Raw genomic sequence first — 15,418 nt, 5'->3', positions numbered from 1 at the left:
GTGCAGCTTGATGCTCAGCTGCTTGCCAGGCCCGGGCTGGAATTGGCGTGTACGTTGTGCTCGATTCGCGCCGATCCTCACAGATTTGATGGCCATTCAGACCAGGTTGGGGAGGTCGGTCGGGCGCCTCCTGAGGTGAGGAACTCGTTGGTTGCTGTGCGGATTTCATCGGTCATTAGCTCGGAGTCTTGGGGGTACTGCTCGTCGTGGCCCATGTAGAAGTAGAGGACTTCGTCGAGGTCGGATTTGTGGCCGACGGCGTACCAGGCGTTGTTGCCGGACATGTAGCGGATGGCTCCGACTTTGCGTTCGCCGTCGATGGCGATGCGGAGTTCGTGGTCCGGGAGGCCTTGGGGTGTGGTGGGGCGTTCGTTGATGTAGATGCCGGCAATTGTGTTGTCGCCGTCGTCAGTGGACAGCTCCAGGATCAGTGCGTCGATGTCTTGTGGACCGGTGATCTGGGATGGGCTGCTGGAGTGGCCTCGCTTGTGGTTCGCGCGGGCTGTGTAGGTCATCGGCTGCTCTCGTCTTCTGATGTGGGGTAGGTGCGTTTGAAGTTGTCGGGTGCGTAGATCGTCAGTTTGGCGCCCGGCGGGAGGAACTTCTTGAGCAGGTTCTCGCAGGAGAACTCTTCGTCGTCGCAGGGGATGTTGTTCAGGATCAGTCGTGCGTTCGTTAGTCCACGCTCTCGCATGAACATGGCGAACTTTATCTCCACGTGCGATGTGGTCCACAGACGGCCGAGACCGAGTTCGACCGCCAGGTCGTCGGCCTGCTTGCGGTATTCGTCGAATCCGCTGATCCATTCATGGCGCCGCCCTGTCTGGTCGACCCAGACTCCGCGTGTCTTGTCCTTGGGCTTCCGTACCGGTAGATCGCGCATCACCCGGCTGGCAGTGGGGTTAAACGGGTCTTCCGGTTCCGGCTCCGATGGTCGTCTGTCAGGATCGCGCCAGGCGGCCGGGCCGGGGTGGGTACGGTCTTCTCAGCTAGGAGCTGTTCGCTCACCGCTGACCATCTCCTGGACCCAGCTGCGCGCTTTGGGTGGGGCTAGGGACAGATGGTGTGTGGCTTCTTCGCAGCGCCTCGCGGCCTCCTCCAGCTGCATTGCGGCCATCTGAGCACTTGGGTTGTTGCTCATGCTGCCGATCCACCCGGCCAACTCGCGATACTTGCCTGCGCGCTCGTGTAGGTACGCCACTACCCGTGGAATCTCATCCAAGGTGGCAAGCAGCTGCTGTGCGACTCGTTGTAGCTCCGAAGGCACGTTTGCTGCCTCGGCCGACTAGATCTGGTCGGCGTAGCTACGACAACCTGTCTCTGCGATCTGGAGCGCATGGACAGCCTGCTCAACCGACATTCCCGCCGCCTCAAGGAGCGTGGAGATGTCCCGGTCCGCGCCAGTAGCCGATCCCCTGATCAGAGCCTGTACCTGCTCACTGGATTGCTCGGAGCTGCTTGAATCCGGCCAGGCTGGCGACTCCTTGGCGGGATTGCTCGGCCAGACCATGGAGCTGCATCTTCATCTGCTCGACTTGCGACATAGCTGCCTCACTTCTCGAAAGTGGTCTGAACAAAATCGATCCGCCATCCTTCGCCGGGCGACCAGGATCAGCGGTGAATCAGGCCAGCGGGGCTCCTGTCGGGACTGGAGTCCTGGGCATAGAGACCGCCATTCCCGAAGGGATAGGTCGTCGAGCGAGGTGGCGCGGTCTAAGAGGTCAGGACACCGTGTCGCCAAGCGTGTGCGACACAGCGTTGCTGATCGCGATAATCCTGGCTCCGGTCGCAGCCTCGAAGTGTTGCTTGATGTTCGTCGGATCGCCGAGTACCGCGAAATGCAACATGCTGGGGAGGATCACGGCTTCAACCCTGTCCCGAATGACAGCTTGTATCAGACGTTCAAAGGCTGCCGGCCATGTCTCGATCTCCTCGATGAAGGTGGCCGCCAGCTCGTAGCCGGCTGCGTTGGCGAAGTAGGCCAGGTGCTCCTTGGTGCGATTTACCTCTGAGTCAAACATCAGCAGGTGCTTGCGAGCGTAGGCATAGGCTCGCTCCCGCTCACTCTTCATCTCGCCATCGGAGGAACGGTTCGTTGAGCGATCTCCAAATAGCGAGTAGCCACTTCCGGAAGCAGGCACGCACTAGCACCGCCTTCGGTTGTCGACTGACGCCCATGGACATACGTTCATGGGATGACGCTAGAAGCCGTTGGCGCGACCTATCGACGAACTTGCGCGAGTTTGCGCGCGATCCCTGACGAGCAAGGCGACTATTCAGGCAGCGCCGTCAATGCAGCGCGCACGAGGGAGCGGGCCGAAGCACCGTAGACAGCCAGCTTGGCGAGGGCGGCGAAAGCCTCGGCGTACATGGCGACTTCGCGCGGCTGCGTGATCGTCAGAAATCCTGAGACGAGTTCTACGTTGGCTTGGCTGTTGTCGAAGATGTAGAAGTCTTCCACCGGCCACCGCTGCGTCCGGTCCACTGCGGCCGGGATTACGCCGACACTCACTGAGGCGAGTTGCATGACGTCGAGAAGATGCTGGAGCTGTCCGGCCAGTACCGACGGACCGCCAACCTGGTAGTGAAGGGCAGCCTCCTCCAGTAAGAAGGCATAGGTGTGTCCACCTTCCACCAGGATGCGTTGGCGATCCATTCGCTCGGCCACTGCCGCTGCCACGTCGTCCACTGGAACTCGCCGACGAACTCGAATCGAGGTGAGGACGGCGGTGGTGTACTCCGCGGTCTGCAAGAGTCCCGGAATCATGCTTTGGCAGTAGGACCGGTATTGCTTGGTGCGTTCGTAAAGATCGCGCACGGAGGCATTGAGGTGGCGCAGGCCGGTGCGTTCGGCCCGACGCCAATCCAGCCACATCGAGTCGACCGACCTCAGCTCGGCAACGAGTTCCGGCAAGAGTGCGGGCGCCGAGCAGATGGCACACCAGGTGCGCAGGGGACTGCCCCGGGTTTAGTTGACTCGCGGGGTTGGGTGGTTCAGGCCGCGTGTGCGGCAGGTTGAATCATCTCAAACTCGATAGGTGTGAGCTTGTTGAGGCGGCGTTGCCGGCGCCTGCGGTGGTAGCTGGTTTCGATCCAGGACACGATCGCGAGTCTGAGTTCTTGGCGGCTGGTCCAGCGTTGCCGGTCGAGGACGTTCTTCTGGAGGAGGGCGAAGAAGGATTCCATCGCGGCGTTGTCGCCGCAGGCTCCGACTCTGCCCATCGACCCGCGCAGTGAGTGGGCTTTGAGGACCCGGACGTATTTCGTGGACCGAAACTGGCTGCCGCGGTCGCTGTGGACGATGAGCCCGGCTGCAGGTGTGCGCAGAGCGATCGCGTTGCGCAGGGCCGTAACGGCCAGGGACGCTTTCATGCGCGAGCCGATGGAGTAGCCGACGATCCGGTTGGAGTAGACGTCCTTGACCGCGCACAGATACAGCTTGCCCTCGGCGGTGGCGTGTTCGGTGATGTCGGTCAGCCAGACCAGGTTCGGTGAGGGCGCGGTGAATACCTTCTTCACGTGGTCGTCGTGGACCGGCGGGCCGGCCTTGCGGTTCAGTCCGCGTTTCTTGGCGTGGATCGACCAGATCCGTTCCTGGCTGCATAACCTCGCGACCCGGTTCTCGCTTACCTTGTGGCCTTGGTCGGTGAGTTCGTCGGCGATGAACCGGTACCCGAACGCAGGGTCGTCGGCGTGGATGTCGCGGGCCGCGTTGATCAGAAAGGCGTTGTCGAAATCTCTTTGTGTGACAGGATTCTTGCGCCACTTATAGAAGGCTTGCTTGGAGAAGCCGAGCACCCGGCAGGTCACCGTGACGGGGATACCGTCGACGGCCAGATCGAGGACCAGCGGGTACATCATTTTGGGTTGATGTCGCGGGCGAAGTAGGCCGCGGCTCGGCGCAGGATCTCGTTCTCCTGTTCCAGCTGCCGGACCCGCTTCCTGGCCTCCCGCAGTTCGTCGGACTCGTTCTGGGACGCTCCGGACCGGTTCCCGTCTTCGATATCGGCCAGCTTCAGCCAGCGCCGCAGGCACGACGGTGAGATCCCGAAGTCCTTCGCGATCTGGCTGACCGGCGCCTCACCTTTCCGGGCCAGAGCGACCACATCGCGACGGAACTCCTCAGGCAACGCTTTCGGCATGACAGACATCCTTCCAGCAAGGACCGAAGTCCTCACAGATCAGGAGTCAACCGAACCGGGGGCAGACCCCAGGTCGGCCTCTGAGGGTTGCTGCTTCCCATGCTCGATCTTGGACGTCTTGGCCTCATGCCAACCGGCCGCGACGGATAGGGCCCGCGCGGTAAGGCCCGCGTCGAGCCTGACATCCCGCAGCCGGTCGGCGAGCGCCTGACGGGCGCTCTGGGCGCTTGAGAATTGCGAAGCAGGCATCCAATGTCAGTAACGGTTAGGAGCAGGGCTACTACAGCGTAGTGGAGTAGTGCTCGTGATCGATTCCACGCTCCCAGGCAGCCTCGAACGCCGAGAGGCAGAGCTTCACCGCATCTGGATCGGTGCTTACCTCGTTGCCGATGAACCGCCCATTACCGGCGAAGAGACAGAACTGAAGGGTCGCTTCGTCGAAGATCCAGACATCGTTGCCGGGTACAGCGATCGCTGACACTCGGGAGCGTGGCACCCAGCGAATGGCTTCACCTGCAACGATGTTGACGCGCGAGGTCACGGCGTGCTCAAACGCGATGTAGTCCGACACCGGCTCACTGACGACGCGGACCCGCTTGATCTCGACACCTCGCGCGGCTGTGGAGCCGGCGATCTCCGTCCAGCTGGCATATTCGCGGATTGCACGGTCGACGTCGCCCGCCTGCCAGGCCACGTAGGCGGGGTCATCGGTCATGTACTGGTCGCGGAATTCCAGCTTCAGCGCGGTCCGGGTACAGCTGGCGAGCAACTCATCGAATGACGGCTCCGGCACGGCACGCCTCCACAATCATCTCCGCCATCCTGGCGGGCAGCTTCACAATGGACTCCGAATCCGAGAGCCCGCTGTCTTCCGACATCTGGGCCAGCTTGGTCGGGTCGACAAGCGTCTCGCCCTGGAAGTAGAAGTCTCCGGTCTCTTCATCCCTGAAGACCGCTGGACAGTTGTTCCCCGGACACTCTGGGTCCTTGCCATAGAACTCTAGCGCCACGATGACCTCCCGATTTTGCTAACGCGTCGCCTTGGGTGCTGGCTAATCATCGGCTGAGTCCCCCCTCGCGGCCAAGCATGCGGTGAACCTCTCGCAAGATCGCGCAAGTTGCTTGCCAGGTCTGGTGCTGGATGATGCGGGCGTGTCGCCTACTCGGGGTTCGACCTCGGAGACCCTTCTAAGCGTCAGTTTGCTCGTCACGTCGGCCAAGAGCACTCGCGTCGACGTGTTGCTGAGTGCACTCACACGTTGCGAGAGCCTCGTGTAGCGCGACGTGGACTTGCCGTAGGTCGGCTATCTGGGCCTCGAGCCGATCGATCTCGGCGCTCAGAGCATCTAGGCGCTGTTGGCCGCTCGCGCCGCGTGCCGATGAGTTGGCTTTGCGGCTTCGCCACCGGCGCAAACGGCACAGATCGGTGCAGAACCGCTGGTCAGATCTGCCGGCGATGAAGGTCGCCGCACAGTGCTCACACATGCGCCTTCGCGCGTCGAGATTGGCGAGATACTTGCTCACGGAGTCGTCCATATTGGCTCAACGGCGGACGGATGATGCGTTCGAATAGCCGCTTCGCTCAGCTGAATACTGGTGGTGCGTCCTGTTCGACTGTCGCCAGAGCTCATGCTGGTTCAACGGTTGGTGTGGGGCAAGCTTGCAGTCGTCAGGGCTGGCCGGTGGTTGGTGTGGTGCTGGAGGTTCGGCTGGCGGCGTAGGTCTTGTAGGTGGTGCCGGCTTCGGCGGCGATCCTTGTTGCGCGTTGGTTGTTGTAGTTGAGCATTGTTGCCACGACGGGTGCTGGTGCCTGGAGCAACAGTTCACGGATTGCTCTGGTTCTGGCGTTGAGGTTCGGGATGCCGAGTTTCTGCAGGCGAAGCCGGATGCTGGTGGGGTGGATGGGTTGGCCTGCGCGTCGGCCGGGGAACAGCAGTTGGCTGTCGGGGTTGGTGGCGGTAGCGAGGTTCGGGCGGCTGCTCGCATAGGTGGTGATGACTTTGGCGAAAGGTTCGGGGACGGGAACGGGTGGGTCGCCGAGACGGATCAAGAGTTGGTCGCCGTCATGTGCGATGTCGGCCAGGGTGAGGCGGACGATCCGGGTGAGTGGTTGGGCGTAGAGCAGGATGAGCAGCGCGATCACCCGGTCGATCGGGGCGATGGTGTGGTCGGTGTGGATGCGCCGGATGAGGTCTATGCGTTGGCGGTTGCTGATCGGCGGGGAGTGGCCGGTGACCGTGGCGGGCAGCGTGAGGCGTGGGATGTGGTGGTGGTCGATGGCCCAGCGCAGGAAGGCCCTGGCGCCTTGTCCCGCGCTGCGCGGCGCGCTGGCGAACCAACGGTCCAGGTCTGCCTGGGTGCACTGTTGCGGGTCACGTCCGTGAGCGGATAGATCGGCGAGGAAAGCCGCGGCCTGGCGGAGGTGGGAGCGGGCGTTCTGGTTGCGGCAGTGCCCGATCGGACCCGTTTGTGCGACGGTTCTGAGGCGTCGGAGTAGGTGCCAGGTGCCGAAGCGGTGCAGTAGCTTGCGGTGCTCGGGATCGTGGATGTCATCGAGCCAAATCGGTAGCCATTGCTCGAACAGGAACAGGAAACGGTCGATCGGTGGCAGGGTCCCGCAGGCGACGAGGAGGTCGCGGACGTAGGCGACCGAGCGCCAGGGCGTGAGCGTGCTCAGCCCGTCGTGGGTGAGCGGAACGTCCCCGTGGGCAAGGGCTTGGAGGATCGGTGGGACGTGGGGTCTGGATAGCCAAAGGATCCCGGAGCGTGGTCTGGCCATTGCGCAGATCGACTCGAACAGAGGCTTGAGTTCGGGCCGGATGGTGCCGGTGCCGTCATCGAGGATTGCGGTGAGCCGGTCGGTGAGGACGCAGCGGCCGCAGATGCCGACGTAGTGGCGCCAGCCTTCTTGTCCGCACCGGGTGCAGGTGTAGTCACCGAGGCCGCCGGCGCAGTCGGTGCACAATCCTTGGCCGGTGCTGCTGAGGCCGGGGAGCATCCGGTCGACGCCGCAGACGCTGCAGTGTCCGTAGGTTTCGCAGGCTCGCGCGAAGCATCCCGAGCAGATCGATCCGTCGGGCCAGTGCTTGCTGGCGACCACCATCCGGCCCGGTGGGAGACCCTTGCCCGGCTGTGACGGGCCCGTGGATCGTAAGGGCCGGTGACAGCGGGCGCAGGTCTTTGGGGCTCGTGCCGTCGGCTGGTTCGTGGTCACTGCAGGTCGGTGATGCGGGCGCGTTTGGGTCGCAGCCCGGCAACAGATGCCCTGCTCGGAGCATCGCCACTGGCGATTTTGCGGACGCCGATGTTGACTGCGTCGGTGGTGATCAGCTCGCTGGGTTCGATGGCGAAGATGTCGCAGAGTGCCGCGAGGACAGCCATCGATAGGCGTTCGGGTGTGCCGGTGACGAGTCGGTGGACTTGCGAGGCGGACAGGTCGATGCCGCGTTCGTGAAGCAGGGGGACGAGTTCGGTGGTGGCGTAGATCTGGTGTTCGGCCATCACTTCCCGCAGCCGCCACTGGTAGCTGACGACCCGTTTCTGGCCTTTCATCGGGTGCCTCCTGTTGACGGGTTCAAGGCCTCGGACACGATGTTGTCCAGGGCTTTGCGGAGTGTGCGGGTGCGGTAGTCCGAGGACACGCAGGTGTAGATCGAGGTGGTCGAGGCGTGGTCGTGGCCGACCTGTTCTTGCACGAACCGCGGATCCCAGCCGTCCTCGATCAGGTGCGTCACATAGGAGCGGCGCAGCGAATGGAAGTCCAGGCCAGGTTCCATTCCGAGTGCGTCGCGGTAGGCCGCGAGCCGCTTGTTCAGTTGCTGCACCCCGACGCGCGGGCCGCGTTCTGACGGCCAGGCGGCTGAGTTGTTCGGTGTGCCGAAGCAGGGCTTGATCTCGGTGAACCACTGCTCGAGAACCTCGCTGGTCCACGCCCAGACCGCCAGGACGGAGCGTCGTTTGGGTGGGGATCCGCGTTGTGCTTTGCCGTGCCGGACGTAGCAGACGCCGTACTCGCCGAACTCAGGGCCGTCGGGGTTGCGGCCGAAATCGACGGCATCGAGCATCCGGGTTTCGTTGCGGCGTGTCCCGTAGCCGTAGGCGATCTTGAAGATCGTGGCGTCGCGAAAGGCCGACAGCCAGCCCTTGCGACCGAGCGCGCGTTTGCGTGCGACCTCGTCGTCGGCGTGGTCGAACAGCGCCTGCAGCTCTGCCCGGGTGAACGCCCGCCTTGCCGGTCCGGCCTCAGTATCTGCCACGTGCGCGGCGGCGTTAACGTCGTGAATGACCTGGATCGGATGCGTCCCGAACCGCTGTTCGCACTCACTGGCCCAGCCGTAGACCGGGTCGACCAGATAGCTGCAGAAGCCGCGGATCGCGACCTGGTAGCTGCGCACGGTCGACCGCGACACATGCCGCACCGCGCGCAGATCACTGAACCACTCATCGACCAAATGCGACGACCACGCCCACGGAAATGCATCTGCGTGGCGGGCAAACGCCCGCAGTTGATGCTCGCGGTTCTGCACCGTCGGGAACGCCAGATTCCTGGCCAGCTGCTGGTTCGCGAATCCCTCCAGCATCGCCTCGAACACCTGCTCCTCGGGGTGAAGCAGCGATACCCCGTCAATCAGAACCAGGCCGGCCGCGCCCGGAACTTGACCGCGATCCTGCACCGAAACCACTCTCCACTCGCCCGCATCGGATGCGGGATCACCGCATCAGATGCGAGTCGCTGTGAAGAGTGCAGGTCAGCGAAACATCGAGATCGCTAGACGGCGCGATCTCGGCTAACGTCACCTTCGGATCGCGACTACCGGCCTCCCGCTGACCAGCGGTGGAGTGAAGAACCCAGTACATCCATCACTGTCGCCAGATCGCATCTGGCCGTTTCGGCGCTAGAAACGCCTTGATTGCAAGAAGTGTGACGGTGTTCGACTTGCCGGATACGGCAGACCTAGGGTCGATCCGTCTGGTGGAGGGCGTGTTGAGGGACGCCCGTCATGAACACGTCACGTGGATAGCCCTCGGTGCGATCACGGATGGCCAGAGCGCGTACGGCGTCTGTCGAGCAGCGCTGTGTCTGACGACGAGCCTCAGAAGGGGTGGGCACCACGTCCGGAACCACGAGCCGCGGCTGGTTGCCAAGGCGACCGACGAGGACGTGCAGTGGCACGTGGAAGTTGGCCAGTAGGCGCCGTTTGTTCCAGGTCTCAGACGTTGAGTAAGCAGGGCCGTTCGGGATCGGGCCGAACGGGCGTTCTTGCGGGAGGTCTGGGTGGCGAAGCAGCCGTTGCCGTTGGGCACTTGGGGCAGGATCTCTTCGCGGGCTGTCAGCAGAGATGCCAAGGGTCGGGCGGACAAGTTCGAGGCCAAGGCGAGGTATCGCGACTTCGATGGTCGTACTCGGCGGGTGACCGCTTGGGGCAAGACCGCGACTGGGGCCGAGAACAATCTCAGGACCAAGTTGAAGACTCGTACCAAGTTGCGGGGGTCTTCCGAGATCAAGCCGGATGACCGGGTGGCGGTGGCTATTGAGTTGTTGCTGGCCGAGGTGAAGGAGCTTGGCGAGCAGGAGGTCATGGCTCCGGGGACGTATCAGACCTACCGGTATCAGTACGACAAGAACCTTGCTCCACGGATTGCTGAGGTTCGGCTCGGTGAGGTGACGACGCCGAGGGTCAACGACGTCATCAAAGCGATCAGGGAGGAGGTCGGCGCGGCTAGCGCCAGGACCTGTAAGAGCATCCTGTCCGGGGCGCTCTCGCTTTCGGTCCGGCATGGCGCTTTGGATGCGAACCCGGTTCGTGAGATCAAGATCCGGCCGGAAACGAGGCGACGACCGCCGCGAGCGCTGGAGGCTGAGGAGAGGGAAGCGTGGTTTGAGCTGCTGCGACAGGACGAGCGTGCTGTCCGAGCCGATCTCGTGGATCTCTGCAAGTTCATGCTGGCCACCGGCGAGCGAATCGGTGAGGCCTTGGCTGTCACCTGGAGAGACATCAACCGGGAGACCGGCGAGGTCGACTGCAGCCACCAGATGCAGCGGCTGAGAGGGCAGGGCCTGGTACGCCGCCGAGTGAAGTCTGCTGCAGGTGAACGAAACCTCATACTGCCGAAGTGGGCGCTTGAGATGGTTCGCGCTCGGTGGAATGCCGAGACCCCACTGGACTCCCCCGTCTTTCCGGACTCCTTCGGTGGCTTCCGGGATCCTCACAATGTTCAGCGCTCGCTGCGGGACGCAAGGCGTCCGATCGGTGGCCAGCGGCGGGTAGAGCTGGGTAGGACGTTGCGATCCCACCGACGCAAGGCTGGCCTCACCCAGGTCCAAGCGGTCTCCAAGCTCGGTTGGCGCAAGACCAGGATCAGCCTGATCGAGACCGGTCGTGTGAGATTGGATGCCAACGAAGCAGCGGTACTGGCTGACGCATACAGATTGAGCAAGGGTGACCGTGCGGCGCTGCTGGAGCTGACCGAAATGGCCGGCATGCGGTCGCTGGCCGACGAGATGGCTTGGGTGACTGCGCATGTCTTCCGGAAGACGACGGCGACGATCCTCGAGGACGCTGGGCAGACGCCGCGAAGGATTGCCGACCAACTCGGACACTCCAGAACGTCAACCACGCTCGATGACTACATTGGCCGGCGAGCTCGAAATCCAGAAGCTGCGGGTCACCTGGAGGACGCCCTGAGGAGCATCCACGAGCAAGATCAGCCATCGCCCGGCGACCTTGCGCCTTAGTGGGCTGGGAGCGAGCGGGGCACACGCAGCGGAACTCGCGCTGTAGAACGCCAGCACAGGTCAAGGACCACCGGATCCCGGGGTTCTTGTCCGCGGCGGTGGAAGACTTGATCTATGACGCATGTTCTTGCCCACGTTGCCCTGCTCGCCTGCTGGGCCCGCTGACATGGCGATCACCATTGCATTGCAGGACCCGACAAGCCCGATCAGTTCGTTCTTTGACGAACACCTTCCTCATCACGAACCGTTCATCCGGTCGTGGGTGAAGGCTCTCCGAGGTCGTATGCCTGGGAATCCCATGCCAGCAGTGAAAGGGCCCACGCTCATCGGCGATGCGATCGAGATGCGCATTGGGCTCGATCTCGCTCAGACGCTGCCATACGCCGAACTGGCGGCTATCGTCGCCTCCACCGCAGGGACAGATGCGATCAGCACACTGGGCTACCAGCCGTCGGTCGAGGGTGACACCGATCTGACAACGTGGCGAAAGCTTCCCTCACGCACAGATCCTGACGACGTAAGCGACCACGATCGTCAGGTTGCTGCCGCACGTCTGTGCTGGCAGTTAGCCTGCTTGGAGTCCATTGTCTATCCCCTCTCGAAGACAGAATTCAACCGGCCGGAAGACCTGCGCGCATTCTGGACGTACCAGCGGCCCGAACCGTCGAGCGACGCGATCGACGTGCTACTCGAGCTCTGGCGGCGGTACGCCGGTCCAGCACGAACCACCCTGACCAGCCTCGGCGGACCCATCGTCGCCAAACCATCCTTCGCCAATCGCTTCGGCGAAGGTGATCTGCTCCTCGGTCATACATTGCTGGAGGTTAAGTCCGAGCAGCGACCTGAAGACTCCCTGCCTCGAACCCTGCGTCAAGTCCTGGCCTACGCACTCGCCGACGCTGACGACGAGCTGGCGATCGAGAGCGTCGGCGTGTATCACGCGTACGAAGGACGCTTGGTCCATTGGCCGCTGTCTCGAGTGCTCCAACGCCTCTCCGCCACAGGCCATGCTTCCTTGGTCGAACTCCGAGCGCGGTTCGCCGACGTGATCGCAACAGAACGCCAATTGATCCACGAGCGCAGGGGGCAGCACTAATCGGTGGCGAGGATAGGTGCGGCCGGCCGCGAGGCGCCGGTTTCGCCTCAAGTGGCATTAGCAGACTGAGCGGACGCATGCCGCCGTGACCCTCGACTGGCCGACCGCTGAGTCCAGACACTTAGCACGTAGCGGCCGGGTCGGTCCGTGACACCACTGCTCCTTGGGCTTGGGTGGGCCAGCGTATTCCGTGCGGGACGTGATGCGGCATCGCCCTGTGGCCCTCGACATCGGGCGGGGGCGGATCGGATAGCGCTCCGACGCAACCGCGAGTCCACTTCGGGACGCGGGGCAGGCGGGGTACTTGATGGCGCGCGGAGCGCGCAGGACGCGCGCGAAGCCCGCAGAGATCCGGGTGGGCGGGAGCCGGGCGTAGCGGGCGCGACGGAGGAGCGGCTGCGGAGCGCGCGTGGGAAGAAAACCCGGCAAAGCGGTCAGTAAGCGGTCAGTTGACTGCCGTTCGAAGATGCCCCGGAGGGCATATCTGCTGGTGAGAGAGCCGACGAGGGGACTCGAACCCCTAACCACCGCTTTACAAGAGCGGTGCGCTGCCAGTTGCGCCACGTCGGCGGGTGCATGGGAATGCGGGTCCATCGTAGTGGATGGTAAATCGGGGGCGGGTGGGGTGGTCGGGGGCGGAGACTGGGGGGATGGGATCTGGGGTGGGTGAGGAAGGGCCGACCGGTGCTGAAGCGGGTGGGGCGGGCGCTGAGGCTGCTGGGCCGGGTGCTGGTGGGGCTGGGGCGGGCGCTGAGGCTGCTGGGCCGGGTGCTGGTGGGGCTGGGGCGGGCGCTGAGGCGGCTGCGGCTGGCGCTGGGGTGGGCGGAGGGGGCCGGCGGGTGGGGGCGTTGGGGGTGTTGCGGGGGAACTCGGGGTTTCGGCGGTTGTTTTGGGCTCGGGGGGTTTCGTTTCTTGGGGACTCGTTGAGTTTGGTTGCTGTTTTGTTGTTTGTGGAGGCTGAGACGGGGGCGGCGCTGGCGGTGGCGTTGGTTTTGTTGGCTGGGGACTTCACGCCGGGGTTGTTCGGGGCGTTTGCCGGGGTGGTTGGGGATCGGATCGATCTGCGCAAGGTGATGGTGGGGTGTGATCTGGCGCAGGGGTTGTTGGTGCTGGCGATGGCGATTGCGTTGCCGCCGTTGCCGATTCTGCTGGTGTTGATTGCGGTGCGGAGTCTGGTGGCGCAGGTGTTTCAGGCCAGTAGCCGGAGTGCGGTGCCGGCGTTGGTTCCTGATAAGCAGCTCGAGACGGCCAACTCGACGCTGGGGGCCGGGACCAATGGGCTTGATGCGTTGGGGCCGTTGGTGGCGGCGGGGTTGTTTCTCGTTACCGATGTGCGCGGGATTCTGGTGATCGACGCGGTGACGTTCTTCGTGTCGGCGTTGTTGTTGAGTGGTTTGCCGAGTTTGCCGCCGGCCAAGGAGCACAGTGGTACTTCGGTGATCGCCAATGCCAAGGAAGGTCTGGGGTACATCTGGCGGACCAAAGCCATCCGCGCCATCGGGCTCGGGTTCTTCGCGGTGGTCGCGTTCAGCGGGGTTGATGACGTTGCGATGGTGTTCCTCGCCAAGGACGAGTTGCACGGCGGCGACTCCTCGGCGGCGATCCTGTACGCCGGTGTCGGCATTGGACTCGTGATCGGTTACGCGCTGCTCACCCGGCACGCGTCGCGTTTTGCCATGCCGGTGCTGCTGATCATCGGGTTCGCGATCAGCAGTCTGGGCAATCTGTTTACTGGTCTCGCCTGGGCGGTGTGGGCGGCGCTGGCCCTGCAGACGATCCGCGGACTCGGCATCGCAGCCCTCGACGTTGCGATCAACACCCACCTGCAGCGCCAAGTGCCGGCTGGCATGCTTGGTCGGGTTTTCGGCAACCTGTACGGCGCTATCGGCCTTGCTGCGGGCATCTCCTATGTCCTCGGCGGTCTCCTGCTGGAGCACACCGATGCGCGCACAACCTTCATCGCGGCCGGCGTAGGCGGTCTGCTGGCCACAGCAGCCACCGCAATCAGCCTTGCCCGACAGCGGCAGAATCAGCGTCGAGCTCCGCAATAGGCCGCTTCAAAGCACGAGCCCCCGGTACTGCGACCAGCGCGATGCCCGCCATCACCAAGAACGCAGCCAGCGGCCGGTCGACCAGCAGACCAACTGCGGTGGCAACCAACAGCCCACCGAGGTTGCCGAACATCCAGATGAGCCCCGCGGCCGTGCCTTCGGCCTCCCCCGTGCGGCGTTCGACGAGTTCCAGGACGACCGGCAACGCAGGCAGCAAAAGGAACCCGATCAGAGTGATGGCGATGAAGGCCATCACAACACCCGGCGCCAAGGCCAGTGCGGCGCAGGCCACGGCAGTGATGGTCAGGCTCGCCACCAGGAGAGCTGATTCTGCGTGGCGGCGGGCCACCAGCACCGGTATTACGGCGCTGCCGATCACTCCGGCGATGACGTTGACCAACAGGATCGTCGAGGCGGTGCCGGCCGTGAGGCCGGCCGGCTCCAGCAGGGCTTGGGAGAACGTGGTCATCGCGACGAAGACACCGAAGGGGAAGAGCGCCAGCACGCTCAGCCGTCTCACCAACGGATCACCCCAGGCGATCCGCAGCGTACTGCGCTCCGGCCGGCGCCGCTCCATCTTGTGCTCCCCCGGCTTGCGCAAGGCAACGATCAGGATGCCTGCCGCAACGACCGAGAAGATTGCCGACAGCCACAACATCGTGGGCAGCTCGTTGCTCGAGGCCAACAGTGCCGAGAGCAAGAACGCGAGGACCATCCCGGCGAAGACGCTCGCCGTACCGACCGCGATCCCGGTCGGCCGGTCCTTGGCAGCGAGGTACCGCCCGGTGATGCCGGTGACCGCGTTCAGGACCAGCGGCTGGGCAACCGACGCGACGATCTGGCCGGCCAGCAACCAGCCGTAATCGTCACCACCAAGTCGCAGCAGCGCACCCATAGCCGTCAGCACGGCACCCGCGACCAGGCCGCTGCGGAACCACTTGTCCAGAATCAGCCCGGCCGGGATCGCCAGGACGAAGTACAGCAGCGGGAAGACCTGGGCGAGCCAGCCGATCGCGCTCTCGGACACCCCGTACCGCTCGGCGGCCACCGTCGTCACACCGGCGAAGTTCAGCCAGACCAGCTGGGTCGCGGCGCCCACCAGGGCGAACCCGGCAATCGCAACCCAGCGACTCGGCAGCAGGCCGACCTCCACCATCCGCGCTCCCCTCCCAAAAATGCTTACCGAACAGTAGCCCCTCCCACCCGCCCCCGGCACCCCCATCGGCCAAGAATTTCTTCATTCTTTGACTATTTAAAAAGGAGTGGATACTGCGAGCAGTTGCCTTCACGATCAAGCACCTATTGTGGTGCTTGTCACGAAAACAACGCTGTAACGCCAACAGCAAGCAGAGGACGCGCGCGACCACAGGCGTGACCGGCCGAATTCGGCGAT

Annotated in this window: 16 protein-coding genes and 1 tRNA gene; 4 read left to right on the top strand and 13 right to left on the bottom strand. The window is 63.8% G+C overall.

The window, feature by feature from the left end:
• Positions 1-77 precede the first annotated feature (77 nt).
• From ACQPYM_RS05680 to ACQPYM_RS05630, 11 genes are all read right to left on the bottom strand, one after another.
• Complete coding sequence (locus ACQPYM_RS05680; protein ID WP_433015877.1) at positions 78-515, bottom strand: Imm1 family immunity protein; 438 nt, start codon at positions 513-515, stop codon at positions 78-80.
• The gene (locus tag ACQPYM_RS05675) at positions 512-883 is read right to left on the bottom strand and encodes a DddA-like double-stranded DNA deaminase toxin (RefSeq protein WP_433015874.1); all 372 of its coding nucleotides are present in this window, start codon (positions 881-883) and stop codon (positions 512-514) included. The genes ACQPYM_RS05680 and ACQPYM_RS05675 overlap by 4 nt, the downstream gene beginning before the upstream one ends.
• Positions 884-1,721: 838 nt before the next feature.
• On the bottom strand, positions 1,722-2,072 hold the full coding sequence (locus tag ACQPYM_RS05670; protein ID WP_433015871.1) for a hypothetical protein: 351 nt from the start codon (positions 2,070-2,072) through the stop codon (positions 1,722-1,724).
• A gap of 200 nt (positions 2,073-2,272) precedes the next feature.
• Positions 2,273-2,875: a DUF5753 domain-containing protein gene (locus ACQPYM_RS05665; RefSeq protein ID WP_433015868.1), complete on the bottom strand. Its 603-nt coding sequence runs from the start codon at positions 2,873-2,875 to the stop codon at positions 2,273-2,275.
• Positions 2,876-2,994: 119 nt separating this feature from the next.
• Positions 2,995-4,142, bottom strand: a protein-coding gene (locus ACQPYM_RS05660) for an IS3 family transposase (RefSeq protein ID WP_433003220.1) whose coding sequence is annotated in 2 segments (ribosomal slippage) — positions 2,995-3,872 and positions 3,872-4,142 — 1,149 coding nt in all. Because the reading frame shifts where the segments join, the coding sequence is not laid out codon by codon here.
• 39 nt (positions 4,143-4,181) lie between these two features.
• Complete coding sequence (locus ACQPYM_RS05655) at positions 4,182-4,391, bottom strand: helix-turn-helix domain-containing protein (RefSeq protein ID WP_433015865.1); 210 nt, start codon at positions 4,389-4,391, stop codon at positions 4,182-4,184.
• A 31-nt stretch (positions 4,392-4,422) separates the two neighbouring features.
• A complete protein-coding gene (locus ACQPYM_RS05650; RefSeq protein WP_433015862.1) occupies positions 4,423-4,935 on the bottom strand; it encodes a DUF6879 family protein in 513 nt (170 codons plus the stop codon).
• Positions 4,913-5,152 (bottom strand): hypothetical protein, encoded by a 240-nt coding sequence (locus ACQPYM_RS05645; RefSeq protein WP_433015859.1) that lies wholly within the window; start codon positions 5,150-5,152, stop codon positions 4,913-4,915. Before ACQPYM_RS05645 ends, ACQPYM_RS05650 begins: the two co-directional genes overlap by 23 nt.
• 659 nt (positions 5,153-5,811) lie before the next feature.
• Complete coding sequence (locus ACQPYM_RS05640; protein WP_433015856.1) at positions 5,812-7,245, bottom strand: hypothetical protein; 1,434 nt, start codon at positions 7,243-7,245, stop codon at positions 5,812-5,814.
• Positions 7,246-7,352: 107 nt separating this feature from the next.
• Entirely contained in the window at positions 7,353-7,694 is a 342-nt protein-coding gene (locus ACQPYM_RS05635; protein ID WP_433015853.1) for a helix-turn-helix domain-containing protein, read from the bottom strand.
• Positions 7,691-8,815 (bottom strand): tyrosine-type recombinase/integrase, encoded by a 1,125-nt coding sequence (locus ACQPYM_RS05630; RefSeq protein ID WP_433015850.1) that lies wholly within the window; start codon positions 8,813-8,815, stop codon positions 7,691-7,693. Before ACQPYM_RS05630 ends, ACQPYM_RS05635 begins: the two co-directional genes overlap by 4 nt.
• A 254-nt stretch (positions 8,816-9,069) precedes the next feature.
• Between ACQPYM_RS05630 and ACQPYM_RS05625 the strand changes: the two genes are divergently transcribed.
• From ACQPYM_RS05625 to ACQPYM_RS05615, 3 genes are all read left to right on the top strand, one after another.
• Positions 9,070-9,333: a hypothetical protein gene (locus ACQPYM_RS05625; RefSeq protein ID WP_433015847.1), complete on the top strand. Its 264-nt coding sequence runs from the start codon at positions 9,070-9,072 to the stop codon at positions 9,331-9,333.
• 84 nt (positions 9,334-9,417) lie between these two features.
• Positions 9,418-10,878, top strand: a complete 1,461-nt coding sequence (locus tag ACQPYM_RS05620) for a helix-turn-helix domain-containing protein (RefSeq protein WP_433015844.1) — start codon at positions 9,418-9,420, stop codon at positions 10,876-10,878.
• A gap of 166 nt (positions 10,879-11,044) precedes the next feature.
• Positions 11,045-11,974: a hypothetical protein gene (locus ACQPYM_RS05615; RefSeq protein ID WP_433015841.1), complete on the top strand. Its 930-nt coding sequence runs from the start codon at positions 11,045-11,047 to the stop codon at positions 11,972-11,974.
• Positions 11,975-12,471: 497 nt separating this feature from the next.
• Here the strand turns inward: ACQPYM_RS05615 and ACQPYM_RS05610 are convergent.
• A tRNA-Thr gene (locus ACQPYM_RS05610) sits at positions 12,472-12,544 on the bottom strand.
• 353 nt (positions 12,545-12,897) lie between these two features.
• Between ACQPYM_RS05610 and ACQPYM_RS05605 the strand changes: the two genes are divergently transcribed.
• The gene (locus ACQPYM_RS05605) at positions 12,898-14,025 is read left to right on the top strand and encodes an MFS transporter (protein ID WP_433015838.1); all 1,128 of its coding nucleotides are present in this window, start codon (positions 12,898-12,900) and stop codon (positions 14,023-14,025) included.
• On the opposite strand, the gene ACQPYM_RS05600 is transcribed toward ACQPYM_RS05605, so the two are convergent.
• Positions 13,979-15,181, bottom strand: coding sequence for an MFS transporter (locus ACQPYM_RS05600; protein WP_433015835.1), 1,203 nt, complete (start codon positions 15,179-15,181; stop codon positions 13,979-13,981). The two genes, ACQPYM_RS05605 and ACQPYM_RS05600, sit on opposite strands and share 47 nt — an antisense overlap.
• Between the last annotated feature and the right edge of the window lie 237 nt (positions 15,182-15,418).

The sequence above is a fragment of the Kribbella sp. CA-294648 genome (assembly GCF_050943845.1).
In the GTDB taxonomy this organism is placed as follows: Bacteria; Actinomycetota; Actinomycetes; order Propionibacteriales; family Kribbellaceae; genus Kribbella.
The sequence above is the reverse complement of the archived record's forward strand: the minus strand, read 5'-3'. Positions and strand labels throughout refer to the sequence as shown.